Raw genomic sequence first — 23,748 nt, forward strand, 5'->3', positions numbered from 1 at the left:
ATACCAGAAAATGTGCCGGCGGCCAGGAGGGGTCGCCGTCGCGGATCATGAATGCAATCGCTGACCAATGGGAGGGTAATTATGCGAAAGCAACTTCTGACAACAACGGCTCTGGCGCTGATGGCGCTGGGCGGCCAGGCCTTCGCGGGCATGGACGACGCCAAGCAGTTCCTCGATAGCGAAATCAAGGACCTGTCGTCGCTGTCGCGCGCGGACCAGGAAAAGGAACTGCAATGGTTCATCGACGCCGCCAAGCCATTCGCCGGCATGGAAATCCGCGTCGTTTCGGAATCTCTGACCACGCATGCCTATGAGTCCAAGACGCTTGCGCCCTGGTTCACCAAGATCACCGGCATCAAGGTCACCCACGACATCATCCAGGAAGGTGACGTCGTCGAGAAGATCCAGACCCAGATGCAGACGGGTCAGAACCTTTACGACGGCTGGGTGAATGACTCGGATCTCATCGGTACGCACTGGCGCTACCAGCAGGTCCGCAACCTCACCGACTTCATGGCCGGCGAGGGCAAGGACGTCACCAATCCTGGTCTCGACCTGAAGGACTTCATCGGCACGTCGTTCACGACCGCTCCGGACAAGAAGCTCTACCAGCTTCCCGACCAGCAGTTCGCCAACCTCTACTGGTTCCGGTACGACTGGTTCAACGATGCCAAGAACAAGGCCGACTTCAAGGCCAAGTATGGCTACGAACTCGGCGTTCCGGTCAACTGGTCGGCCTATGAAGACATTGCCGCCTTCTTCACCGGTCGCGAGATCGACGGCAAGAAGGTCTATGGCCACATGGACTACGGCAAGAAGGACCCGTCGCTCGGCTGGCGCTTCACCGACGCCTGGCTCTCCATGGCCGGCAACGGCGACAAGGGCCTGCCGAACGGTCTGCCGGTTGACGAATGGGGCATCAAGGTCAACGAGAAGTCCCAGCCGGTCGGCTCCTGCGTGGCACGCGGTGGCGACACCAACGGCCCGGCAGGCGTCTACTCGATCCAGAAGTATCTCGACTGGCTGAAGGCCTACGCGCCGGCCGAAGCGCAGGGCATGACCTTCTCTGAATCGGGTCCTGTCCCGGCGCAGGGCGCGATTGCCCAGCAGATCTTCTGGTACACAGCCTTCACCGCCGACATGGTCAAAGACGGCCTGCCGGTTGTCGGAGCCGACGGTCTGCCGAAGTGGCGCATGGCCCCCAGCCCGCATGGCGTCTACTGGAAGGAAGGCATGAAGCTCGGCTATCAGGACGTGGGTTCCTGGACGTTGATGAAGTCGACCCCGCTCGACCGCGCCAAGGCCGCCTGGCTCTACGCGCAGTTCGTGACCTCGAAGACCGTGGACGTGAAGAAGAGCCATGTAGGCCTCACCTTCATCCGCGAGTCCACCATCCAGGACAAGTCCTTCACCGAGCGTGCTCCGAAGCTCGGCGGTCTGGTCGAGTTCTATCGTTCGCCGGCCCGCGTTCAGTGGTCGCCGACGGGCACGAACGTTCCGGACTATCCGAAGCTTGCCCAGCTGTGGTGGCAGGCAATCGGCGATGCGGCGTCGGGCGCCAAGACGGCTCAAGCGGCCATGGACTCGCTCTGCGCAGAGCAGGAAAAGGTCATGGCCCGTATCGAGAAGTCCGGGGTTCAGGGCGATATTGGCCCGAAGCTCGCCGAACAGCATGACATCGCCTACTGGAACAAGGATGCCGTCTCCAAGGGCAACCTCGCTCCGCAGCTGAAGGTCGCCAACGAGAAGGAAAAGCCGATCACCGTCAACTACGACGAACTGGTGAAGAGCTGGCAGAAGAAGTAATCGCGACCATGCGCGCTTGCCGTTCCGGTTCGCCGGTATGGCTTTGAGGCGGACCGGAGGCCGGGGTGTCTTAGGGCACCCCGGCATTTCTTTTGTCACATATCGCCATCTCGATTTGCGATCGTCATGAAAAAGTTTGAAGTCTTCGGTCCCGGCTGCCGGACAATCGCCCCATTGTCATTGTTTGACAAAAAGGACAGAGCAGGCGAATCGCAACGTGAAGGTTTTGTCACACAAGGCTTCGCGCCGATGATTTTGCTTGCATGCCCTTGAAATCGGCGTATTGCAACGCCGATTATCACAAGATTGACGACCGACATGCGCCGGGGCTCACGCTCGTGTGTGCAGAGGGTCCTTTGGCTTAGACATGCCCTTTGGAGTTATGCACCATGACGTCGGCAACCCGATCAAGCGCTGAAAAAAACGAGCGTGGGTGGCTGGGAGACCGGCAGGTTCTTCTCGGTGACAATTATGCCGACGAGGGTCGCCCCGGCGAGCGCCTGGACCGCGTCTTCTCTCAGCGGGCCGAAACGTCGCCTTCGCACCCGGCCGTCATCTCCACAGGCCGCGCCTGGACCTACGGCGAAATCGATCGCCGCGCCAACCAGCTGGCGAGACTGCTGATCGAAAAGGGTGTGCGCGCCGGTGACCGTGTCGCCTTGCTGCTGGACCGTTCTGCCGAAACCTACATTGCCGTTCTCGCCGTGATGAAGGCGGGCGCCGCCTTCGTGCCGCTGGCAACTGCATTTCCGCCGGAGCGCATGTCGCTGATCATCGAGGACGCCGGCATCCGCCTCGTCCTGACCATCGAGGGCTATCTCGAAAAGGCCAGCCAGCTTTCGATCGACAACCTGCTGATCGATCGCGCTGGCGAGGAGGTGGACGCCAAGGACGCCGCGCCGCTCTCGCCGTCGGAGGTTGCCGTATCGACCGACGACACCTGCTATATCCTGTACACCTCCGGCACGACGGGCAAGCCCAAGGGCGTCGTGATCCGTCACCAGAGCATCTGTAATTTCGTCCGCGTCGCGGCCCATTCCTATGGCTACAAGCCGTCGGATCGCGTCTATCAGGGCATGACGATCGCCTTTGACTTCTCGACCGAGGAAATCTGGGTTCCCTTCGCGGCCGGCGCCACCATTGTTCCCGCTGCAGGCCAGATGACGCTGGTTGGTGAGGAGCTGGCCGAGTTCCTGCGCGAGCATGAGATAACCTGCATGGCCTGCAGCCCCACGCTGCTGTCGTCCATGGAGAGCGACGTGCCGAGCCTGCGTCTGATCCTCGTAGGTGGCGAGGCCTGTCCGCAGAACCTCGTGGCGCGCTGGGCGACCGAGAAGCGCAAGATTCTCAACACATACGGTCCGACGGAAGCAACGGTTACCGCAACCATGGCTGTGCTGACGCCAGATAAGCCGGTCACGATCGGCAAGCCGCTGCCGACCTATTCTGCCGTCATCCTCAATCCGGAAAAGCCGGAACTTATGCCTGTCGGCGAAATGGGCGAACTGGGGCTCGCCGGGATCGGCGTCGCTGTCGGCTACCTCAACCGGCCAGATCTGACCGAGGAGAAGTTCATCAACGACTTCCTCTCTCTGCCGAACAATCCTTCGCATCGCATCTACCGCACGGGCGACCTTTGCGTCATCAATGCAGACGGCGATGTCGAGTATCACGGCCGTATCGACACCCAGGTGAAGATCCGCGGCTATCGCATCGAGACAGGCGAAATCGAGGCAATCCTTCTCGACCAGCCGCAGATCGCGCAGGCAGCAGTCACCACGTTTGAAGTCCAGCCTGGGCGCGTCGAACTGGTCGGCTATTATGCTCTCAAGTCTGGAACTGGCGAACTGGATCGGCTGACGCTGACGCGCGAGCTCAAGCGCCGCCTGCCGGACTACATGGTGCCGAAATTCCTGGAGCAGCTTGACGCGATGCCGATGACGGTGTCCGACAAGATCGACACGCGGCGGCTGCCGAAGCCGACGATGTCGCGTGTCTCGGACAATCGCTCGAAGTTCCTGCCGAGCACGGATGATGAGCGGTTCCTGGCTTCGGCGCTGGCCGATGTGCTCAAGGTCGAGGAAGTTTATGTCGAAGACAATTTCTTCGACGATCTGGGCGCAAACTCGCTGCTTCTGGCGCATTTCTGCTCGCGGGTTCGTACCCGCAAGGAATGGGCCGCGACCTCGATGCGCGACATCTATGCCAATCCGAGCATCGGGCAGCTGATCGAACATTTCGGCAGCGCTGCCGCCGACGAGCCGCTTGCGGAAGAAATCGTTCTGCAGCATCGCGCCTCGAATTTCGCCTATTGGGCAACCGGTGCGGCGCAGCTCGCCTTCTATGGTGTCTATGCCTATGTGGGTCTTTGGCTGTTCAACTACGGTCTGATGTGGCTTTACGAAAAGCTCGACGATCCCTTTGCGCTCTATATTCGCTGCGTCATCCTGTCGGGTGCCGTCTTCTTTGCCATGACCGGATTTTCCGTCATTGCCAAATGGGTTCTGGTCGGCCGCTGGAAGGAAGAGATCTTCCCGATCTGGAGCTGGCGCTATTACCGCTTCTGGGTCGTCAAGACGCTCATCCGCAGCGCGCCGGTCGTGCTGTTCCGCGGTAGCCCGCTCTATAGCCTCTATCTGAAGCTTCTGGGTGCCAAGCTTGGGTCGAGCACGGCCATCGAAAGCAAGTCGGTTCCGGTCTGCACCGACCTGATCTCCATTGGCGAAAACACAATTCTGCGCAAGGAAACGCTGATCCCCGGCTTCCGCGCCGAGGCCGGCTATATCCACACCGGCCGCATCACCATCGGCCGCGACGCCTTTGTCGGCGTCGGCAGTGCGCTGGATATCGACACGAAGATGGGTGACGGCGCGCAGCTCGGCCACGGCTCGTCGCTGCAGCGCGGCCAGGTGATCCCGGATGGCGAGCACTGGCATGGTTCTCCGGCGGTCAAGTCGAACGCAAACTATTCGAAAGTGCATGGCGTCAAGCTCTCGCGCGTTCGCCGCATCGTCTACGAAACGGTGCAGCTGATCTTCCTCTTCACGGTGATCACGCCGCTGCCGCTGATCATTCAGACCTATTGGGAAAATGTTGGCGACGGCTATCAGGAAACGATTGGCCTTGTGGCTATCGGAGCGCTTGTCGTGGAGGCGGGCGGTCTTACGCTTGCGCTGTTGCTGGCCGTCGGCGTACCGCGCCTCTTCCGCCGCTTTCTGGAGCCCGGCAAGACCTATTCGCTCTATGGCGTGCACTACTTCATGCAGTCCGTGACCGAAACGGTCAGCAATTCACGCCTGATGAACCTGCTCTTCGGCGACAGTTCGGCTATCGTGCACTACATCCGCGCCGTCGGCTGGAACCTTAACAGCGTGGTGCAGACCGGCTCGAATTTCGGTACGAACACGCAGCACGACAACCCCTTCATGTGCGACCTCGGCAGCAGGACCATGGTGTCCGACGGCCTCTACATGATCAACGTGCACAAGTCGGCCTCGTCCTTCAGCCTCTCGCCCACGCGGATCGGCGACGACAACTACTTCGGCAACAACATCTACTATCCGCCGGATGGCAAGACGGGGAACAACGTTCTTCTCGGCACGAAAGTCATGGTTCCTATCGAAGGGCCGGTTCGCGAAAATATCGGTCTGCTCGGCTCGCCGCCCTTCGAAATTCCGCGCATGGTCAAGCGCGACCTCGATCTGATCCAGGGGGTCAGCGACGAGGATCGCCGCGCCCGCCTGCCGCAGAAGAACCGCTACAATTTCTGGACAGGAGTCCTCTTCCTCGGCGCGCAGTTCCTGGCGCTGTTCATAGCGCTTGCCGTCTGGGACCGCGCCTTGAACTATTACACCGAATGGGGTGGCACGGGTCTCTTCATCGCGACCGTGATCGTGACGACGTTCGAGATCATCATGTATATCCTTATCGAGCGGGCGAGCCTCGGCTTCGGCAAGCTCAAGCCGATGACGACGACGATCTACGAGCGGCGGTTCTGGCGGCATGAACGGCACTGGAAATTGTCCGACTCGCCGATCATGTATCTCTTCGCCGGCACACCGTTCCGCCCGCTCATCCTGCGCGCCGTTGGCGTCAAGGTCGGCAAGCGGGTCTATGATGGCGGGTCCAACCTGACCGAACGCTCGCTGGTCGAGATTGGCGACGATGCGACGCTGAACGAAGGTTCCGTCATTCAGGCGCATTCGCTGGAAGAGGGCGCGTTCAAGTCGGACTATATCCGCATCGGCAAGGGCTGCACGCTCGGCCCTGCGGCCTTCGTCCACTATGGCGTCGTCATGGGCGAGGGTTCTATCGCCGACACAGACAGCTTCGTCATGAAGGGCGAGGCGCTGGAGCCTAATACGATCTGGCGCGGCAATCCGGCCAAGCTCCACAGCGTCATCACGCCGATCCGGGAGGGTGCCGCGCGCACCAAGAGCTGATCGTGATTGCGGGCGCGGATGGGCTTCGAGCAATGGTTCATCTCGCTCCGGTTAGGGCAGCGGACCGTGCCGCGGTTGCGGCGCTGAAGGTGGAGGCGGCGCAGGCGCATTTCGTCGCCGACAATGCCGCCTCGCTCGCCGAGGCGGATCATGATCCCGGCGCATCGCCCCGCGCCATCATGGCCGACGACACGCTCGTCGGCTTTCTGATGTATGACGCAACCGACCGGAATGATGTGCGTCTCTATCGCTTCATGATCGACGCCTCGCAGCAGGGGCGAGGCTACGGGCGCGCCGGGCTCAAGGCCTTTCTGAACGAAATCGCCGCGCTTGGCGATGTGACCCGCATTTCCATCTGCTACGAGCCAGAGAACGAAGCCGCTCGCAGCCTCTACGCCAAGGCCGGCTTTGTCGAGGAAGGGCTGGACGAGGACGACGAGATGATTGCCGCACTCGATCCGCGTGCTGTTCGTTCATGACGGGGCCGAACCGTCGGGCGGATCGGTCAGCCGAAGAGCGTGCTCTTGACGAAGTGCTCGCTGCGATCCTGCCTCCCGGTATTCACGCGGACTGCCGCGTCATCCGGGATGGCGATCAGGCGCTATTGCTCCCCGATGAGGCCGCTTCCATCACCTCGAAGAGAAATCCGATGCGCGATGCCAGTGGCGCGGCGCGGCACGTTGCGCGCGGATTGCTCAATCAGGCGGGGCTCGCTGTTGCGCCGCTCATGAAGTCGCCAGACGGTGCGCCGGTCTGGCCGCTCGGTGTAGTGGGGTCGATGGCGCATGACGATGACTTTGCTGTCGCCGCCGTGGCGTCTGCTGCCTCGTTCTCGGGACTGGGTATCGATGTCGAACCTGGCGAACCGCTGGCCGAAGACGTGGCCGCGATTGTCAGGATGCCGGGCGATGTCCTTGATGGCGTTGAGGAAAGATTGGCCAGCCGCCTCCTCTTCGCTGCCAAGGAGGCGGTGTACAAGGCGGTGTTTCCGCGCGACAACGTCATACTCGACTTTGAAGACGTCGTGATCGATTTCACGCGCGGCGAAGGGCGGACGAGGACGGGGCGAAACGTGAAGCTCGTCTACATCCTGAAGCCCCGCATCGTCGTTCTGGCTTTCGAGCCGGTGTGAGAGAGCCTAGCCCGCAATCGTCAAACTGGCATCCGCTGCTCGGACCGCCTCGGCAATCTCTGTCGGTGGCGCGGCATCTGTCACGAGTTCAGAGATGTCACCGAAACCGCAGACATGGATGAGGCCAGCGCGGGCAAACTTCGAACTGTCCGTCACGACCACCCTGCGCCGCCCGCGCGACAGCACGGTGCGGGCAAACTCCGCCTCGTCCAGCGCATAGTCGAGAATGCCGGACAGATCGACGGCACCCGCCGAGATGATGGCATGGTCGACCGAGAAACGGGCGATGAACTCGATGGCTGAAAGGCCGAAAACCGCGCCGCTGTCCGGCCGGATTTCGCCGCCCGCCATATAGACGCGGTTGCCGTTGACGCTCGCCAGAACGCGGGCGATGTCGGATGAGTTGGTGATCACCGTCAGCCGCCGGTGGCCCAGCAACTCGCGGGCGAGAAAGCTGGTCGTCGTGCCGGTATCCAGCATCAGGCTTTCGCCATCGGCAATGGTGCGGGCAACGCATTCGGCAATCTTCTTCTTGGCCGCGCTCATCTCGCGCATGCGCCTCTCGAACGGTGCTTCGCCGAGTGCCGAGGGCAGGGCGACCGCGCCATGCATGCGCAGCACGGCGCCGCTTTCGGCCAAGGGCTTGATGTCGCGGCGGATCGTTTCAAGCGACACGCCGAGGCGCTCGGCCAGATCCGATACGGCCATCGAGCCGTCTATCTCCAGCAGTTTCAGGATGTCGGCATGGCGTTTCGAAGCCAGCATGGGCCTGTCCGTTCAAATGTCACTTGCCGGAAAGCTAGACGAAATCGGGCTTTTTCGCAATCCATACACAATTCAAACGGTCATAATCGGGCATTAAAACGCACAAAGCCACAAATTCGGATTGACTCGCGCTAAGATCCTGGTTGAACTTATGGGCAGACGAGGCACGGAAAAGATCAAGGGAACCGGTCTCGTGAGAACTGGAGGCGCTGGTGCAGGAAGGCGTTGAGGACAGGATCGCGGCCTTAAGCTGCTGGGCCGGGCCGATCGAGATCGAGCCGCTGAAGGGCGGCATTTCCAATGAGAGCTATCTGGTCAGCGACGTGGCCGGACGGCATGTGGTGCGCTTCGGCAAGGACTATCCGTTTCATCATGTGCTGCGCGACCGCGAGGTGATGACGGCGCGGGCCGCTCACGCCGCCGGTTTCGGGCCGAAGGTGGAGCATTCCGCACCAGGCGTCATGGTCTCCGCTTTTCTCCTGGCCCGTACCTTTGCGGCCGACGACGTGCGCGCGAATGCGGCGCGCGTTGCGGCTCTTCTGCGCCGGTTCCACGAGACGATGTCCGCACACATTGTCGGACCCGGATTCATGTTCTGGCCCTTCCATGTCGTCCGCGACTATGCGCGTACGCTGGAAGCGGGTAGGAGCCGGATGACCGGCGAATTGCCCCGCTATCTCGAACTCTGCCGGACGCTGGAGGCGATCCAGACGCCGCTGCCGATCGTCTTCGGTCATAACGATCTTCTGCCGGCCAATATCCTCGATGATGGCGAACGGCTCTGGCTGATCGATTTCGAATATGCCGGTTTCTCGACCGCGATGTTCGATTTGGCCGGTGCGACTTCGAATGCGGGCTTCCCGGCGGAAGAGGCGGACGAATTTCTGGCCGCCTATTTCGGCGGAACGTTGCCCGTCGAAATCAGACGCTCCCATTCGGCCATGCAATGCGCCTCGCTTTTGCGCGAAGCCATGTGGAGCATGGTTTCGGAAATTCATCTCTCCGCGCCCGGTGCGGATTACGAGAGCTACACGAACGACAATCTGGCGCGTCTTGAGGCCGCGCTTCAACGACACCAGTCAACCTACGGAAAGCTTTGACCATGACGCTTCCTTCCCACGCCCAGATTGTCATCATCGGCGGCGGTATCATCGGCTGCTCGACGGCCTACCATCTGGCGAAAGACCACAAGGCCGATGTCGTGCTGCTGGAAATGGGCCAGCTGACGTCAGGGTCTACATGGCATGCCGCCGGCCTCGTCGGGCAGCTGCGCTCCTCGGCCTCGATCACCCGCGTCCTCAAATATTCCGTCGAGCTTTACAAGGGGCTGGAGGCCGAGACGGGGCTGGCAACGGGCTGGAAGATGACGGGCTGCCTGCGGCTTGCGACCAACGAGGACCGCTGGACGGAGTTCAAGCGCACCGCGACGACGGCGAAGAGCTTCGGCATGGACATGCATCTGATCTCGCCTGAAGAGGTGAAGAAGATGTGGCCGTTGATGGAGACGAGCGATCTCGTCGGCGCAAGCTGGCTGCCCACGGACGGACAGGCGAGCCCTTCCGACATCACGCAGTCGCTCGCCCGCGGCGCGCGCATGCATGGCGCGAAGCTCTTCGAAAATGTCCGCGTTACTGGCTTCGACATCAAGGATGGCATGATCACCGCCGTGAAGACGGATCAGGGCGATATCCAATGTGAAAAGGTCGTCAACTGCGCTGGCCAATGGGCGCGGCAGATCGGCGCGATGGCCGGCATCAACGTACCGCTCCAGCCGGTGAAGCATCAATATATCATCACCGAGAAGGTGCCGGGTCTGGCGCTCGACGCGCCGACCATCCGCGATCCGGATCGCCGAACCTATTTCAAGGAAGAGGTCGGCGGTCTTGTCATGGGCGGCTATGAGCCGAACCCGCAGGCATGGACGACCGGCGATGTGCCGAACGACTGGGGCTTCCGCCTGTTCGACGACGATTTCGATCATTTCGAACAGCACATGGTGCAGGCGATCGAGCGCGTGCCGGCGCTGGAAAATGTCGGCGTCAAGCAGATGATCAACGGGCCGGAAAGCTTCACGCCGGACGGCAATTTCATTCTGGGTGCGGCGCCGGAATGCAAGAACATGTTTGTCGGCGCGGGCTTTAATGCCTTCGGCATTGCGTCGGGCGGCGGGGCCGGCTGGGTGCTGGCGCAATGGGCGGTCGATGGCGAAGCGCCGCTCGACCTCTGGGTGGTGGATATCCGCCGCTTCTCCGGGCTGCATCGCGACCGCCAATGGGTCTGCGACCGGACGCTGGAGGCCTATGGCAAGCATTACACGGTGGCCTTCCCGCATGAGGAATACGAAAGCGGCCGCCCGCGCCTCGTCTCGCCGCTTTATGAGCGGCTGAAAAGTCACGGCGCCGTCTTCGGTTCCAAGCTCGGCTGGGAGCGGCCGAACTGGTTTGCGGGCGAGGGGCAGGTTGGCCATGACGTCTATTCCATGGGCCGGCAGAACTGGTTCGAGCCGGTGGGCGCGGAGCACAGGCATGTGCGCGAGGCGGTTGGCCTCTTCGACCAGTCGTCCTTCGCCAAGTTCGAGCTTTCCGGGCCGGATGCCGCCCGCGCGCTGGACTGGATCTGCGCCAACGATGTTTCCAAGCCCGCCGGGCGGCTGACCTATACGCAGTTTCTCAACACGCGCGGCGGCATAGAGGCTGATCTGACGGTGGCGCGGCTGGCGGAAGACAAATTCTATATCGTCACCGGCACGGGTTTCCGTACCCACGATCATGGGTGGATCGAGGATCACCTGCCCAAGGGCAGCCGCGTGACCTTCACCGATGTGACCGAGGATTTCGGCACGCTGTCGCTGATGGGGCCGAAGGCTCGCGAGGTGCTCGACAAGGTGACGGAAGCGGATGTCTCCAATGCTGCCTTCCCCTTCGGCCATGTGCGCGAACTGACAATTGCCGGGCATGTGGTCCGCGCATTGCGTGTCACCTATGTCGGCGAACTCGGTTGGGAGTTGCATGTGCCGATTGGCGCGACCGGCGATGTCTTCGATGCGCTGATGGCCGCTGGCAAGCCCTTTGGCATCCGCCCGACCGGCTATCGCGCCATCGAATCCCTGCGTCTGGAAAAGGGCTATCGCGCCTGGGGTTCTGACATCACGCCGAATGATACGCCCTTCGAAGCGGGGCTCGGCTGGGCGGTGAAGCTGAAGAAGGACGTCGATTTCGTCGGGCGTGCCGCGCTTCAGGCGAGGCAGGGGCAGGCGCTCGTGAAGTCACTCGCCGGCTTCACGGTGGACGATCCTTCGGTCGTGTTGCTGGGCCGTGAGACGATCCTGCGCAATGGCGAGCCGGTCGGCTATCTGACCAGCGGCGGCTATGGCTACACGGTCGGAAAGAATATAGGCTACGGCTATATCCGCAATGCTGCCGGCCTCGATGAGGCCTGGCTGAAGGCCGGGCGTTACGAGTTGGTCGTTGCCATGCAGACGGTCGCCGCGGACTTGCATCTCGGCCCGCTCTACGATCCTGGAATGCAGCGCATCAAGGCCTGATGATCTCGCCATGCTTCTCCTGGCAGGGTGGCGTGGCAAATTTGTCAGCTTTCCGAACGATCGTTCGTATGAAAGCCGATTGTTAACGTAATTTTACTTTTCACATTCGTCAGGCATGATTATCTGCAGGTTGTCTCTGGTTTCAGAAAGGGGCGGGCGCGGTTGCGATCTGGTAATCGTGTGTGGTTTTCCGCATTTTTATGCGGAGAAGCGCGAGTCCGCCGATTTTGGGGCTTTTCTGAACCGTAGACCATATAGTAAGTGAGCGTTATTAATTTTTCGGTAACCGTAACCCGAGTGTGCCCCATCCCATGAAACCAACTCTTTACACTGCCGCGCCGCTGGCGATGATGTTGATCCTGTCGGGCTGCATGGTCGGCCCGGACATGCAGGCGCCGGAAACGCCGCTGCCCACGAAATTCTCCGAGGGTGGGAAGGTCACGGACGGCGACGTCACCGCCGCCGCCTGGTGGAATGCCTTTTCCGATCCGCGGCTGAACCACCTCATCACCGAGGGCATGTCGAAGAACTTGACGGTTCTCCAGGCGCTGGAAGCCATAGAACAGGCACGCCAGGGCGTCGATATCGCCGGTGCCGGTTCCCTGCCCAGTATTACCGGGAGTGCTTCCGAAAATCTGAGCAAGTCGAACGGCGTCAACGCGACTGCCCAGAGATCAACGACCAACGGTGGCCTTTCCGCCGCCTGGATCCTCGATCTGTTTGGCCAGTATCGCCGGGCGAAGGAAAGCGCGAATGCAACGCTCGATGCCTCCTATGCCGGAGCCGATGTGGCACGTCTGACGGTGATCTCGAACGTTGCAACCTATTACGTCAACGCGCGCTACTATCAGCAGCTCCTGGCCATTGCCCGTGAAAACCTCAAGTCCCGCCGCGATACGCTGGCGCTGACCCAGGCGCAGCTCGATGCCGGTGCTGCGTCGCGTCTCAACGTCGTGCAGGCCGACGGTCTGGTCAATTCGACGCTGTCGACGATCCCTGGGCTGGAAACGAATTTTCGTCAGCAGGTCAATCATCTTTCAACGCTCCTCGGCGTGCCGGCTCCGACGCTCCTTGCCGACATGCAGCGTAGCGGACCCCAGCCGGTTGCGCGCGACCGGATCAAGGCCGGCATTCCTGCCGATCTTCTGCGTAACCGCCCGGATGTGCGCAAGGCGGAGCGCCAGCTTGCCGCTGCGGTGGCCAACATTGGGGTTGCCAAGGCGAAGCTCTATCCGAGCATTCAGCTGAGCGGTTCCGTGTCCGTGCTGCATCTCGCTTCGTCCCCGCTGACGGGCAACGGTGCCTCGTGGTCCTTCGGGCCGTCGCTGCAGCTTCCGATCTTCGATGGAGGCGCACTTCAGGCGAACGTCAAGAGCTCGGAAGCCGCCGCGCGCGCTGCGTATCTGGCCTGGAAGGCATCGGTCCTGCAGGCTGTCGAAGATACTGAAAACGCTCTCGTGGCCTATAATCGCGACCGTGCCACCGTTTCGGCGCTCCGTGCTTCGGTCAAGAATTATCAGGAGGCTCTGAACCTCTCGATGACCAACTACAAGAACGGCGCGTCGTCGCTGCTCGACGTTCTGGATGCTCAGCGCTCGGTCGATACGGCCCAGCAGAGCCTTGCTGCAGCGATCCGGCAGTCGGCGCTCGACTATATCGCCCTGAATGTCGCCGTTGGCGGCGGCTATGCTGTCGGTCAGGACAAGGCGGGCGAATAATCGTCATCGCCCGTTACGCTATAAAGCCCGCCAACGATGGGATCGTCGGCGGGCTTTCTGTTTGGTTGCCGTTGTTTCGGATTTATCCGAACCGCTTGAGCGCCCAGGCGCTGATCGTGCTTGCGGCGGCCGTGATGAACGCACCCCACGCAAGATCTGCCAGCGTGACCGAAAGTGGCCAGTCGCGCATCGTCGCCATGTTGGTGAGGTCATAGGTGGCATAGGCAACGAAGCCGAAGAGCGCGCCCTGTCTCGTTGCCTTCAGCACGCTTCCTTCTGCAACGGCCGGAAGCACCACGAAGTGCACCACGCCGCACAGATAGATGACATAGAAGAATGCCGCCGCGACGAAATCCGGCTTCGGCGCCAGAAGATGCCCGATCGTCGCCTTGTAGAATTCAACGGCGATGATCCCGAGCCAGATGGAGTCAATAACGAGAAAGGCGATCGCCAGAACGGCGAACGCAATCAATGGCTTGCGCATGGTCTTGGACCTTTTGATTCAGAGTTCGGTCAGATGCCCAGCAGCGGCTGGATCATTCTCACGATGCGGCTCTTGAACTTCAGCGGTGCGTCGGTGACGGCGAGACAGATGCAGTCCTCGCCCGGATCGGCGACCGGCTGATGGTCCACCGACTCGTCGGTCTCCTCGAAATCACCCGGACCGAAACGACCGCTGATATCGCTGAAACTACCCTTCAGCACCAGCGTCAGCTCGCGGCCCCCATGTGTGTGTTCCGGCACCGGCTTGCCGGCGGGAATGCGCAGCAGGCGCACGGAAATATCCTGATCAGACGTCTTGATCGGATAGTGATAGGCGCCAAGCCCGAGCGGTTTCCACTTCACCGCATCGACGTCGCCGCCAATATAGGACCTGAGCGGCTCTGGCAGCGATGCAGCCCTGCCGGTCGAATGTTTCGGCCGCGCGGGAACCGGAGCGGCAGGTGCCACATTATCGATACGGGCGCGCATGGCTTCCCAGGAAAACTCTTCCGTGGAAGCGTTAGCCGGTTCGATCTCAATCGCTTCGAGCGCCATGCCCCCGGCCGCTTCCATGGTGGCAAGCCGCTTGCGGCACGACGGGCAGAGCGCAAGGTGCGTCGCGACTGCGATGCTCCAGCCTTCTTCGAGCGCGCCGTTGGCATAGTCGAACAGCAGTTCGTCGCTGATGTGATGGGTGATGTTCATGCTGCATCTCCCAGGATTTCGCGGAGACGGGAGAAGGCAAGGCGGATGCGAGACTTGACTGTTCCAAGCGGCAGATTCATGCGCTCGGCGATCGCGCTATGAGAAATCTCTTCATAGAAAGAAAGTCGAAGAAGGTCAGCCTGTTCGGGCGGCAGCTTCACCAGCGCCCCACGAAGCCGGTCGGCTTCCTGACCCGCTTCATACACGTCGTCAGCCGCGGGTTCAGGATCAGGCACGAAGGCGGGATCGTTGGGATCGAATTCCGGACGGTTCGTCTTTCTGAACGCGTCGATGCGCACGTTGCGCGCCACTGTAAATATCCAGCTGGAGACCGATCCACGCGCCGGATCGAACAAAGCCGCCTTGTTCCAGATCATCATCATCGTTTCTTGCATCAATTCCTCGGCCTGCTGGCGATTGCCACCACGCTTCAGCATGAAAGCCCTGATCTTGGGCCCAAAATGCCGGAAGAGCACCTCGAACGCCTGAATATCTTTTCCGGCGCCCACGGCTAGCAGGCATGCTGAGAGTTCGTCCTTGTCCGGTTCTTTCACAGTCTTTTCCAACTTGCGGACGCGACTTTTATTAGAAATCACGCCAGTCTTATCCGCCGGCCAGGATGGCTGAGGGCGGAATTCTCTCGAAGCAATGGTCGAAGCAACTGTGTCCATGCCGATCTGTACGCGGACGCATCGCTAGCGGATCACACCATCAAAGAATTTTAGCATCATTTCAATCCGGTTTTGACTATCAGGCGTAGTACTTACAAACGGAAGGAACAATTGATGCTCAATACCATGAAACCTCAAAAGCCGCAGGGAAACCGTCACGTTGCCGTTATCGGCAGCGGAATTTCCGGTCTCAGCGCCGCCTGGCTGATGAGCAAAGATTGCCGTGTGACGCTGATCGAGGCGGATGGCCGGCTCGGGGGGCATTCCAATACCGTGGACGTGATGACGGCAAATGGCCCGGTCCCGGTCGACACAGGTTTCATCGTCTATAATGAGTGGAATTATCCGAATCTTGTTCGTCTCTTCCAGACCATCGGTGTGAAGACCGAGGCATCCGACATGTCCTTTTCGGCATCGATCAACAACGGCTCTTTCGAATATTCCGGCACCAGCCTCATGTCGATGATCGGCCAGAAGACCAATCTCGTGCGCTTGCGGTTCTGGCAGATGGTTGGCGATATCCTGCGCTTCTATCGCGAGGCTCCGGTTGCCGCAAAGCGCGCCGAGGCGCGGGAAATGACGCTTGGCGAATTTCTCGATCGTGAGGGATATTCCAAAAGCTTCGTCGATAATCACATCCTGCCGATGGGCGCTGCAATCTGGTCGACCACCGCAAAGGAGATGCGTTCCTATCCCCTCGTCGCCTTCATTCGCTTCTTCGAGAGCCATGGCCTTCTCTCCATCCTCAACCGTCCGGTCTGGCGCACGGTCAGCGGCGGCAGCCGGCAGTATGTCCAGCGTATTCTCGCGGACTTCGACGGCGAGGTTCGGTTGAACTCCCCGGTTAGTTCGGTTCGCCGCTCAGCCGATGGCGTGCTGGTCGACTGCGGGCAGGGCGATGAACTGTTTGACGACGTCGTGATTGCCACGCATGGCGATCAGGCGCTGGCGATGCGGGTCGATGCAAGCGAGCGGGAGCGCGCGCTTCTGAGCGCCTTCAAATACACGCATAACACCGCTGTGCTGCACAGCGACCCGGGCCTGATGCCGAAGCGCAAGCGCGTCTGGTCGAGCTGGAACTATATCGGCGAGCGCAACGGCACCGGCGACGAGCAGCTTTGCGTGACCTACTGGATGAACATGCTGCAGAACCTGCCGACGAAGGAACCGGTTTTCGTCACGCTCAATCCGTGCCGCCCGGTGAAGGCAGAGAAGGTTCATGCGACCTTCGACTACACTCATCCGCTCTTCGATACGGCAGCACTGGACGCGCAGAAGCGCCTGTGGTCGATCCAAGGGCAGGGCGGCATATGGTATTGCGGCGCCCATTTCGGCAGCGGCTTCCATGAGGATGGCCTGCAGTCCGGTCTGGCTGTCGCCGAGAGCCTGACGGGCGGCAAGCGTCCGTGGCAGGTGGCCGGCGAATCCGCGCGTATCCACCTGCCGGAGACCCTGGCGGCGGCAGAATGATTTTTCGATCCGCCATATATGAAGGTCACGTCGTGCATCGGCGCTTCGCGCCGAAGACGCACACGCTGAACTATCGGGTCTTCTCTCTGCTCATCGATCTGGATGAGTTGGACGCGCTGAATGCCAAACTGCGTTTCTTTGGTGTGGACCGCTTCGCGCTGTTCAGTTTCTTCAACAGGGATCATGGCAACCTGAAGCCGAGTGAAAGCCTCAAGGAGTGGGCGCTGGCGCATGTGGCTGAGACCGGCTTCGACACTACGGGCATGCGGGTCGAGATGCTTTGCTATCCGCGCATCTTCGGTTACACCTTCAATCCGCTGACGGTCTATTACTGCTACGCGCCGGACGGTGCGCTGAAAACGGTGCTTTACGAAGTTTGCAACACCTTCCACGAGCGCCACACCTACATTATCCCGACTTCCGGTCAGGACGGACCGGTCAAGCATAGCTGTGCGAAGACTTTCTACGTTTCGCCCTTCATGCCGATGGACTGCGAATATCATTTCGATATACTCAAACCGGAAGACAGAGCCGCGATCAGGATCACGGAAACGGGACCTGACGGGAAGATGCTGTTCGCGTCTTTCGCGGGGGAGAGACGGCCAATGAGCGACCGCACTCTGCTTCGCGCATTCCTGAAATATCCGCTCATGACCATGAAGGTCACGGCTGCCATTCACATCGAAGCCGTTCGCCTCTGGATCAAGGGCCTGAAAATCTATCGGCACAGTCCTGCGGAGAAGGTGGTCGACAGCTCTCTCGTAGGTGCCGTAAAGCCGGGGGAGTAGAGCATGGCTGAATTCGTATCATCCTCAACAGAAGCGAAGTCTCGCCGCCTGAAGCTCTGGGAGCGTGCCGTCTGCCGCATGGCCGACCGCATCGAGACCGGCAGCCTCACGCTGACCTTTCCGAAGGGCGGCTTTTATCGCGTCGACCGCCTGAACGGCGGCACTCAGGCGCAGCTTTTCCTGAAAAACCCGCGCCCCATCTGGCGGCTCGCGACCTCCGGCGATCTCGGCTTTGCCCGTTCCTATATCGATGGCGACTGGGACAGCCCCGATATCGGTGCGCTGATGACGCTGGCGCTGGAAAACGAACATGCACTGTCGCCGGTGACGCGGACATCGACCCTCTGGGGCAAGCTCGCCTATCTGAAGCATCGTTTCCGGGCGAACACCAAGCGCGGCAGCCGCAAGAACATCGCCTATCACTACGATCTCGGCAACGAGTTCTACAGCCTGTGGCTGGACGAGACGATGACCTATTCATCCGCCTTCTATCAGCATCCGGATGCCTCGCTCGCCGAAGCGCAGAATGCGAAATATGACCGCATCATCAAGGAGCTGGAGATCGGCCCGAACGATCGCGTGCTGGAAATCGGTTGCGGCTGGGGCGGGTTCGCCGAATACGCGGCTTCCACGACCGGCTGCCATGTGACAGGCATTACGCTTTCCGCCGAGCAGGCGAAATTCGCGACCGAACGGCTTGCGAAGGCAGGCCTTGCTGACCGCACGGAAATCCGCATCGAGGACTATCGCGACACCAAGGGCAGCTATGACCGTATCGTCTCTATCGAGATGTTCGAAGCCGTGGGACAGGAGAACTGGCCGCGCTACTTCGAAACCGTCCGCGACCGGCTGAAGTCCGGCGGCCGCGCCATGATCCAGACGATCACCATCGAGGATCACCGCTTCGAGGGCTATAGCCGCAACGCTGACTATATCCAGACGTACATCTTCCCCGGCGGCATGCTGCCGTCCTTCTCGACCTTCCGGGAAGCGGCGCATAATGCGGGGCTTGCGGTCAAGGACTGGGCGGCCTTCGGCACGCATTACGCAAAGACGCTGAGGATTTGGGACAATGATTTCTCGGCGAACTGGGACCGCATCCGCGACATGGGCTTCGATGAGCGCTTCAAGCGCATGTGGCGCTATTACCTGCACTATTGTGCCGCCGGCTTCAGCACTGGCTGCATTGACGTGATGCAGGTGAAGATCGCCAAGAGTTGAGCGGCCGAAGGGCCGCCCATTCCCTCATCAAAGTCCTCGCGCGATCACCAGCCGCTGCACTTCGCTTGTGCCCTCATAGATCTGGCAGATGCGGACATCGCGATAGATGCGCTCGACCGGATAATCCGACAGATAGCCGTAACCGCCGTGGATCTGGATGGCGTCCGAGCAGACCTTCTCGGCCATTTCCGAGGCGAAGAGCTTGGCCATGGAGGCTTCCGTCAGGCAGGGCTTGCCGGCATCTTTCAGCGTGGCAGCATGCAGCACCATGTGCCGCGCTGCTTCGATCTGGGTGGCCATGTCGGCGAGCTTGAAGGCTATCGCCTGCTGTTCGATGATCGGCTTGCCGAAGGCCTTGCGCTCATGCGCATAGGCGCGGGCGGACTCGAAGGCGGCGCGGGCCATGCCCACGGCCTGCGAGGCGATGCCGATGCGGCCGCCTTCCAGATTGGCGAGCGCTATTCTGTAGCCTTCGCCTTCTTCGCCGAGCCTGTTTTCGACCGGCACACGCATGCCGTCGAATGCGAGCGCGCAGGTGTCGGAGGAATGCAGGCCGAGCTTCTTCTCGACCGTCACCACCTTGTAGCCGGGCGTGTCGGACGGCACGATGAAAGCGGAAATGCCCTTCTTGCCGGCAGATGGATCGGTGACGGCGAAGACGATGATTATGTTGCCGTTCTTGCCGGAGGTGATGAACTGCTTCGCGCCGTCGATGACATAATGGTCGCCCTCGCGCCGCGCCTTGGTGCGGATGGCCGAGGCGTCCGAGCCCGCCTGCGGCTCGGTCAGCGCAAAGCCGCCGATCCATTCGCCGCTTGCCAGCTTTGGCAGGAAGCGCTGCTTCTGTTCGACCGTGCCGAAACGCAGGATCGGCACGCAGCCGACCGAGGAGTGCACCGACATGATGGTCGAGCAGGCGCCATCTGCTGCCGCAATCTCTTCGAGCGCCAGCGCATAGGCAAGCGTGCCGAGATCCGAGCCGCCATACGCTTCCGGCACCAGCATGCCGAGAAAACCGAGCGCGCCCATTTCGGTCAGCTCTTCGCGCGGGAAGCGTGAGGTCACGTCGCGTTCCGCGGCGCCCGGAGCAAGCCGCTCCTGAGCAAAGTCACGGACCGCGTCCCGGATCTGTTCTGTCGTTTCGTCGAGGATCATCAGGACATCCTTTCAATCGCCACGGCAGTGGCTTCGCCGCCGCCGATGCAGATGGAGGCGATGCCACGTTTCAGACCGTGGGTCTGAAGTGCGGCCAGTAGCGTGACCATGATGCGTGCGCCGGAGGCGCCGATCGGGTGGCCGAGCGCGCAGGCCCCGCCATGGATATTGACCTTGTCATGCGGCAGGCCGAGTTCGCGCATGGAGGCCATGGCAACGACGGCAAATGCCTCGTTGATCTCGAAGAGATCGACATCGGCAAGCGCCCAGCCGGTCTTGTCGGACAGTTTGCGCATGGCGTGGATTGGTGCGGTCGGGAAGAGGTTAGGTTCATGCGCATGGCTGGCATGGCCGATGATGGTGGCGAGCGGGGTGAGGCCACGCTTTTCCGCTTCCGAGCGACGCATCAGCACCAGGGCCGCCGCACCATCGGAGATGGAAGAAGAGTTGGCCGCCGTCACCGTACCATCCTTGCGGAAGGCGGGTTTGAGCGTCGGGATCTTGTCGATCTGCGCCTTGCCGGGCTGTTCGTCGATGGCGACCTGAACGTCGCCTTTGCGGCCCTTGACCGTCACGGCGGCGATCTCCCCGGCGAAATGGCCATTGGCAATCGCCTTCTGCGCCCGCTCCAGCGAGGCGATCGCATAGGCGTCCTGCTCAGCCCGTGTAAACTGGAAGGCCTCTGCGCAATCCTCGGCAAAGGTCCCCATCAGGCGCCCCTTGTCATAGGCGTCTTCCAAACCGTCCATGAACATGTGGTCGATGATCTGGCCATGGCCCATGCGATAGCCGCCGCGCGCCTTGGGCAGCAGATAGGGCGCATTGGTCATGCTCTCCATGCCGCCGGCAATGACGATATCGACATTGCCCGACAGGATCGTGTCATGCGCCATCATCGCGGCCTTCATGCCCGACCCACACATCTTGTTGACTGTGGTCGCGCAGGTGGAGAGCGGCAGGCCCGCGCCAAGGGCTGCCTGCCGCGCCGGAGCCTGCCCCTGACCGGCGGGCAGGACGCAGCCGAAAATCACCTCTTCGATCTGGTCGGCGCTGAGGCCGGAGCGCGCAAGTGCGGCGGATATGGCCGCCGCGCCAAGTTCGCTGGCAGTGGCACCGGACAGATCGCCCTGGAATCCGCCCATGGGCGTGCGGGCCATGCCGGCGATGACGATGGGATCGGACTGCGTCATAGGGTGTTCCTCTCTCAGAGCAATTCCAGGAAAAGTGGGAACCGGTTTTCCGTGCGGAATTGCGGTAGACAAAAAGGCCGGGCGTTTCCGGCGGAAACGCTCAGCGCGGGGCCATGCGGATGGCGCCGTCGAGGCGGATGACCTCGCCGTTCAGCATCTGGTTTTCGATGATGTGGCGCACCAGCGAGGCGAACTCGTCGGCACGGCCGAGGCGCGAGGGGAAGGGAACCGAGGCGCCGAGCGAATCCTGCACGTCCTGCGGCATGGCAAACAGCATCGGCGTGCCGAAAATCCCCGGAGCGATGGCAAGAACGCGAATGCCGGTGCGGGCGAGTTCGCGCGCGGCCGGCAGCGTCATGGCGGCCACGCCACCCTTGGAGGCTGAATAGGCAGCCTGGCCGATCTGTCCGTCGAAGGCGGCAACGGAGGCGGTGTTGATGATCACGCCGCGCTCGCCGCTCTCGCCCGGTTCGTTGATCGCCATGGCCTCGGCGGCCAGACGCAGCATGTTGAATGTTCCGATGAGGTTGATCGAGACAGTTCGCGCAAAGCTTTCAAGCTTGTGCGGGCCGTCGCGACCGACAATGCGCTCGCCCGGCGCGACGCCGGCGCAATTGACGAGACCGTCAACGCGGCCGAAAGCGGCCTTCGCGTTGGCAACTGCAGCCTTGCCATCGTCCTCGCTGGTGACATCGGTGCGCAAATAGCGCGCCGCGTCACCGAGTTCGGTCGCGAGCGTCTTCAACGCATCGGCATTGACATCGAGCAGCATCGCCTTGCCGCCGGCTTCGACGATCATCTTTGCGACGCCGGCGCCAAGCCCGGAGGCGGCCCCCGTGATCAGAAATACGCGGTCCTTGATGTGCATCTCTTTGTCCTCAGTTCTTGGCCTGTTTTTCGACTTCCGCCTTGCGCAGGATGAAGCGCTGGATCTTGCCGCTCGGCGTCTTGGGCAGTTCCTTCACGAATTCCACGAGGCGGGGATAGGCATGGGCCGAAAGCTGCTTGCGCACATGCTGCTGCAGTTCTTCAGCCAATTGCTGCGTGCCCTCATAGCCCTTGGCCAGAATGACGAAAGCCTTCACGAGTTCCGTCCGCTCCGGGTCCGGTACGCCCACCACGGCGGCCTCAATGACGGCGGGGTGTTCAATAAGCGCACTCTCGACGTCGAAGGGGCCGATGCGGTAGCCCGAGGAGGTGATGACATCGTCAGAGCGGCCAATGAAGCTGATCGACCCATCTGGCTCGAATTCCACGCTGTCGCCGGTGCTGTAATAGCCATTGGCGATCGAGGGCGTGTCCTTCTTGTAATAGCCCGTGAACCACATGAGGGGCGAGTGTTTGATATCGACCGCCAGCATGCCGGGCTGGTTCGGCCCGAGTTCCCTGCCGGCATCGTCCAGCACGACGACGCGATAGCCGGGCATGGCGAAGCCTGCCGAGCCGTGACGAACGGGATGCTCCAGGCCGTGATGGTTGTTGACCACCATGCCGAGTTCCGTCTGACCGTAATGGTCGTGGATCGGTGCGGCGAGATGCGCCTCGAACCACCGGATGATTTCCGGGTTGAGCGGCTCGCCGGCACTGCTGACGACGCGAAGCTTGCCCTTGAGTGGCTTGGCGGCATCTTCTCCTGCAGCGATCAGCATGCGATAGGCCGTCGGCGACCCGGCAAGGCTGGTCACGCCGAGGCGCTCGATGATCTGGTAGGTACTTTCCGCGGTGAAGCCGCCTTCGTAGAAAGTTGTCGCCTGGCCGAGCAGAAGAGGGCCCGTGACGGCATAGTAGAGCCCATAGGCCCAGCCCGGATCGGCTATGTTCCAGAAGACATCCGTTTCCTTCAGCTCGACGGCGTCGCTCATATAGGCGGCGAAGGACAGCAGCGCGCGGATCGGCACCGGCACGCCTTTGGGCAGGCCGGTCGTGCCGGAGGTCGACATCATCATCATGAGGTCGTCGCCGTGGCGCATCACGGGTTCGAATTGATCGGAGCTTTCGCTCAGCATCTTGCGAAGATCGATGTCGCCGGCCGGCAGGGTCTCGCCTTCAGCAACCAGCGTTGCGACCCTGGGGCAATTCGTGATCTCTGCAAGCTTGGAGCGGTTGGCGCTGTTCGTGACAACCAGTTTGGTCGAACCGGTGTCGAAACGTTGCTCTATGGCCTTGGGGCCGAAGGCCGTGAAGAGCGGCTGGTAGACCGCACCGATGCGCCATGCGCCGAGGATGAAGCCGATGAGTTCCGGCACGCGTGGCAGAAGTCCCGCGACCACATCGCCGGCGACGATGCCCTCAGCCTTCAGCATGGTAGCGACCCGGGCAGATAGCGCGCGCAACTCTTCAAAGGTGAAGGTCTCCAGCCGGCCGTCTGCGCCGATCCAGCGCAGCGCCAGCCGGTTTTCACCGCAATGGCGGTCGCAGCATTCGACACAGGCATTGACCTTGCCCATGAGATCGCCTTCGAGGCGCGCAATCGCGTCTTCGATCCGGAAATTGGCAACGGCCTCGGCATAGCGCGGCCGCGCCGCTCGAACGTTTGTCTCTGACATCTGGCTTGCTCCTCACATCAACTCCACGCCAGCGGCGTCTCCTCGGAGTATCGGTCCATGATAATGGATAGGGACTTGCAAACAATGACAATGCTTTGCAGAATTCCTGATT

At 61.3% G+C, this 23,748-nt stretch carries 18 protein-coding genes; 10 read left to right on the plus strand and 8 right to left on the minus strand.

Annotation, left to right across the window (positions count from 1 at the left end; all coding sequences use genetic code 11):
* Window positions 1–81 precede the first annotated feature (81 nt).
* The 4 genes from ABID16_RS16060 to ABID16_RS16075 all read left to right on the plus strand — a co-directional run bounded on the left by ABID16_RS16060 (window position 82) and on the right by ABID16_RS16075 (window position 7,380).
* On the plus strand, window positions 82–1,806 hold the full coding sequence (locus ABID16_RS16060) for an ABC transporter substrate-binding protein (protein ID WP_354557366.1): 1,725 nt from the start codon (window positions 82–84) through the stop codon (window positions 1,804–1,806).
* A gap of 389 nt (window positions 1,807–2,195) precedes the next feature.
* Window positions 2,196–6,248: a Pls/PosA family non-ribosomal peptide synthetase gene (locus tag ABID16_RS16065; RefSeq protein ID WP_354557367.1), complete on the plus strand. Its 4,053-nt coding sequence runs from the start codon at window positions 2,196–2,198 to the stop codon at window positions 6,246–6,248.
* Window positions 6,249–6,280: 32 nt separating this feature from the next.
* On the plus strand, window positions 6,281–6,727 hold the full coding sequence (locus tag ABID16_RS16070) for a GNAT family N-acetyltransferase (RefSeq protein WP_354557368.1): 447 nt from the start codon (window positions 6,281–6,283) through the stop codon (window positions 6,725–6,727).
* A complete protein-coding gene (locus ABID16_RS16075; RefSeq protein WP_354557369.1) occupies window positions 6,724–7,380 on the plus strand; it encodes a 4'-phosphopantetheinyl transferase family protein in 657 nt (218 codons plus the stop codon). The genes ABID16_RS16070 and ABID16_RS16075 overlap by 4 nt, the downstream gene beginning before the upstream one ends.
* A gap of 6 nt (window positions 7,381–7,386) precedes the next feature.
* On the opposite strand, the gene ABID16_RS16080 is transcribed toward ABID16_RS16075, so the two are convergent.
* Window positions 7,387–8,145, minus strand: a complete 759-nt coding sequence (locus tag ABID16_RS16080) for a DeoR/GlpR family DNA-binding transcription regulator (RefSeq protein ID WP_354557370.1) — start codon at window positions 8,143–8,145, stop codon at window positions 7,387–7,389.
* 212 nt (window positions 8,146–8,357) lie between these two features.
* Here ABID16_RS16080 and ABID16_RS16085 point away from each other — a divergent pair, with 212 nt between their 5' ends.
* The 3 genes from ABID16_RS16085 to ABID16_RS16095 all read left to right on the plus strand — a co-directional run bounded on the left by ABID16_RS16085 (window position 8,358) and on the right by ABID16_RS16095 (window position 13,407).
* Window positions 8,358–9,245 (plus strand): phosphotransferase, encoded by an 888-nt coding sequence (locus tag ABID16_RS16085; protein WP_354557371.1) that lies wholly within the window; start codon window positions 8,358–8,360, stop codon window positions 9,243–9,245.
* Between the two features lie 2 nt (window positions 9,246–9,247).
* A complete protein-coding gene (locus tag ABID16_RS16090; RefSeq protein ID WP_354557372.1) occupies window positions 9,248–11,689 on the plus strand; it encodes a GcvT family protein in 2,442 nt (813 codons plus the stop codon).
* Window positions 11,690–12,000: 311 nt separating this feature from the next.
* Window positions 12,001–13,407, plus strand: coding sequence for an efflux transporter outer membrane subunit (locus ABID16_RS16095; RefSeq protein ID WP_354557373.1), 1,407 nt, complete (start codon window positions 12,001–12,003; stop codon window positions 13,405–13,407).
* An 82-nt stretch (window positions 13,408–13,489) separates the two neighbouring features.
* Here the strand turns inward: ABID16_RS16095 and ABID16_RS16100 are convergent, their stop codons facing one another.
* From ABID16_RS16100 to ABID16_RS16110, 3 genes are read right to left on the minus strand one after another with little or no spacing between them, the layout of a single operon-like run.
* Window positions 13,490–13,891, minus strand: a complete 402-nt coding sequence (locus tag ABID16_RS16100) for a DUF2177 family protein (protein WP_354557374.1) — start codon at window positions 13,889–13,891, stop codon at window positions 13,490–13,492.
* A 29-nt stretch (window positions 13,892–13,920) separates the two neighbouring features.
* Window positions 13,921–14,595 (minus strand): ChrR family anti-sigma-E factor, encoded by a 675-nt coding sequence (locus ABID16_RS16105; RefSeq protein WP_354557375.1) that lies wholly within the window; start codon window positions 14,593–14,595, stop codon window positions 13,921–13,923.
* Window positions 14,592–15,266 carry a sigma-70 family RNA polymerase sigma factor gene (locus tag ABID16_RS16110; protein ID WP_354557376.1) on the minus strand — a complete coding sequence of 225 codons (675 nt, stop codon included), beginning with the start codon at window positions 15,264–15,266 and terminating at the stop codon, window positions 14,592–14,594. Before ABID16_RS16110 ends, ABID16_RS16105 begins: the two co-directional genes overlap by 4 nt.
* A gap of 114 nt (window positions 15,267–15,380) precedes the next feature.
* Between ABID16_RS16110 and ABID16_RS16115 the strand changes: the two genes are divergently transcribed.
* From ABID16_RS16115 to ABID16_RS16125, 3 genes are read left to right on the plus strand one after another with little or no spacing between them, the layout of a single operon-like run.
* Complete coding sequence (locus tag ABID16_RS16115; RefSeq protein WP_354557377.1) at window positions 15,381–16,736, plus strand: NAD(P)/FAD-dependent oxidoreductase; 1,356 nt, start codon at window positions 15,381–15,383, stop codon at window positions 16,734–16,736.
* Window positions 16,733–17,524: a DUF1365 domain-containing protein gene (locus ABID16_RS16120; protein ID WP_354557378.1), complete on the plus strand. Its 792-nt coding sequence runs from the start codon at window positions 16,733–16,735 to the stop codon at window positions 17,522–17,524. Before ABID16_RS16115 ends, ABID16_RS16120 begins: the two co-directional genes overlap by 4 nt.
* Before the next feature lie 3 nt (window positions 17,525–17,527).
* Window positions 17,528–18,745, plus strand: a complete 1,218-nt coding sequence (locus ABID16_RS16125) for a class I SAM-dependent methyltransferase (RefSeq protein WP_354557379.1) — start codon at window positions 17,528–17,530, stop codon at window positions 18,743–18,745.
* Window positions 18,746–18,772: 27 nt separating this feature from the next.
* On the opposite strand, the gene ABID16_RS16130 is transcribed toward ABID16_RS16125, so the two are convergent.
* The 4 genes from ABID16_RS16130 to ABID16_RS16145 form a co-directional block, all read right to left on the minus strand.
* On the minus strand, window positions 18,773–19,900 hold the full coding sequence (locus ABID16_RS16130) for an acyl-CoA dehydrogenase family protein (protein WP_354557380.1): 1,128 nt from the start codon (window positions 19,898–19,900) through the stop codon (window positions 18,773–18,775).
* Window positions 19,900–21,090 (minus strand): acetyl-CoA C-acyltransferase, encoded by a 1,191-nt coding sequence (locus ABID16_RS16135; RefSeq protein WP_354557381.1) that lies wholly within the window; start codon window positions 21,088–21,090, stop codon window positions 19,900–19,902. The genes ABID16_RS16130 and ABID16_RS16135 overlap by 1 nt, the downstream gene beginning before the upstream one ends.
* A gap of 100 nt (window positions 21,091–21,190) precedes the next feature.
* Entirely contained in the window at window positions 21,191–21,958 is a 768-nt protein-coding gene (locus ABID16_RS16140; RefSeq protein ID WP_354557382.1) for a 3-hydroxyacyl-CoA dehydrogenase, read from the minus strand.
* Between the two features lie 10 nt (window positions 21,959–21,968).
* Entirely contained in the window at window positions 21,969–23,636 is a 1,668-nt protein-coding gene (locus tag ABID16_RS16145) for an acyl-CoA synthetase (RefSeq protein WP_354557383.1), read from the minus strand.
* Window positions 23,637–23,748 lie beyond the last annotated feature (112 nt).

The sequence above is a fragment of the Limnomicrobium aquaticum genome (genome assembly GCF_040545545.1).
GTDB classification, from domain to species: domain Bacteria; phylum Pseudomonadota; class Alphaproteobacteria; order Rhizobiales; family Rhizobiaceae; genus Ensifer_A; species Ensifer_A aquaticum.

Coding starts and splice junctions, on each gene's coding strand:
- ABID16_RS16125 (WP_354557379.1), top strand. CDS start 17,528: ATGGCTGAATTCGTATCATCCTCAACAGAAGCGAAGTCTCGCCGCCTG.
- ABID16_RS16140 (WP_354557382.1), bottom strand. CDS start 21,958: ATGCACATCAAGGACCGCGTATTTCTGATCACGGGGGCCGCCTCCGGG.
- ABID16_RS16115 (WP_354557377.1), top strand. CDS start 15,381: ATGCTCAATACCATGAAACCTCAAAAGCCGCAGGGAAACCGTCACGTT.
- ABID16_RS16065 (WP_354557367.1), top strand. CDS start 2,196: ATGACGTCGGCAACCCGATCAAGCGCTGAAAAAAACGAGCGTGGGTGG.
- ABID16_RS16075 (WP_354557369.1), top strand. CDS start 6,724: ATGACGGGGCCGAACCGTCGGGCGGATCGGTCAGCCGAAGAGCGTGCT.
- ABID16_RS16080 (WP_354557370.1), bottom strand. CDS start 8,145: ATGCTGGCTTCGAAACGCCATGCCGACATCCTGAAACTGCTGGAGATA.
- ABID16_RS16145 (WP_354557383.1), bottom strand. CDS start 23,636: ATGTCAGAGACAAACGTTCGAGCGGCGCGGCCGCGCTATGCCGAGGCC.
- ABID16_RS16060 (WP_354557366.1), top strand. CDS start 82: ATGCGAAAGCAACTTCTGACAACAACGGCTCTGGCGCTGATGGCGCTG.
- ABID16_RS16120 (WP_354557378.1), top strand. CDS start 16,733: ATGATTTTTCGATCCGCCATATATGAAGGTCACGTCGTGCATCGGCGC.
- ABID16_RS16095 (WP_354557373.1), top strand. CDS start 12,001: ATGAAACCAACTCTTTACACTGCCGCGCCGCTGGCGATGATGTTGATC.
- ABID16_RS16135 (WP_354557381.1), bottom strand. CDS start 21,090: ATGACGCAGTCCGATCCCATCGTCATCGCCGGCATGGCCCGCACGCCC.
- ABID16_RS16090 (WP_354557372.1), top strand. CDS start 9,248: ATGACGCTTCCTTCCCACGCCCAGATTGTCATCATCGGCGGCGGTATC.
- ABID16_RS16130 (WP_354557380.1), bottom strand. CDS start 19,900: ATGATCCTCGACGAAACGACAGAACAGATCCGGGACGCGGTCCGTGAC.
- ABID16_RS16105 (WP_354557375.1), bottom strand. CDS start 14,595: ATGAACATCACCCATCACATCAGCGACGAACTGCTGTTCGACTATGCC.
- ABID16_RS16110 (WP_354557376.1), bottom strand. CDS start 15,266: ATGGACACAGTTGCTTCGACCATTGCTTCGAGAGAATTCCGCCCTCAG.
- ABID16_RS16100 (WP_354557374.1), bottom strand. CDS start 13,891: ATGCGCAAGCCATTGATTGCGTTCGCCGTTCTGGCGATCGCCTTTCTC.
- ABID16_RS16070 (WP_354557368.1), top strand. CDS start 6,281: ATGGTTCATCTCGCTCCGGTTAGGGCAGCGGACCGTGCCGCGGTTGCG.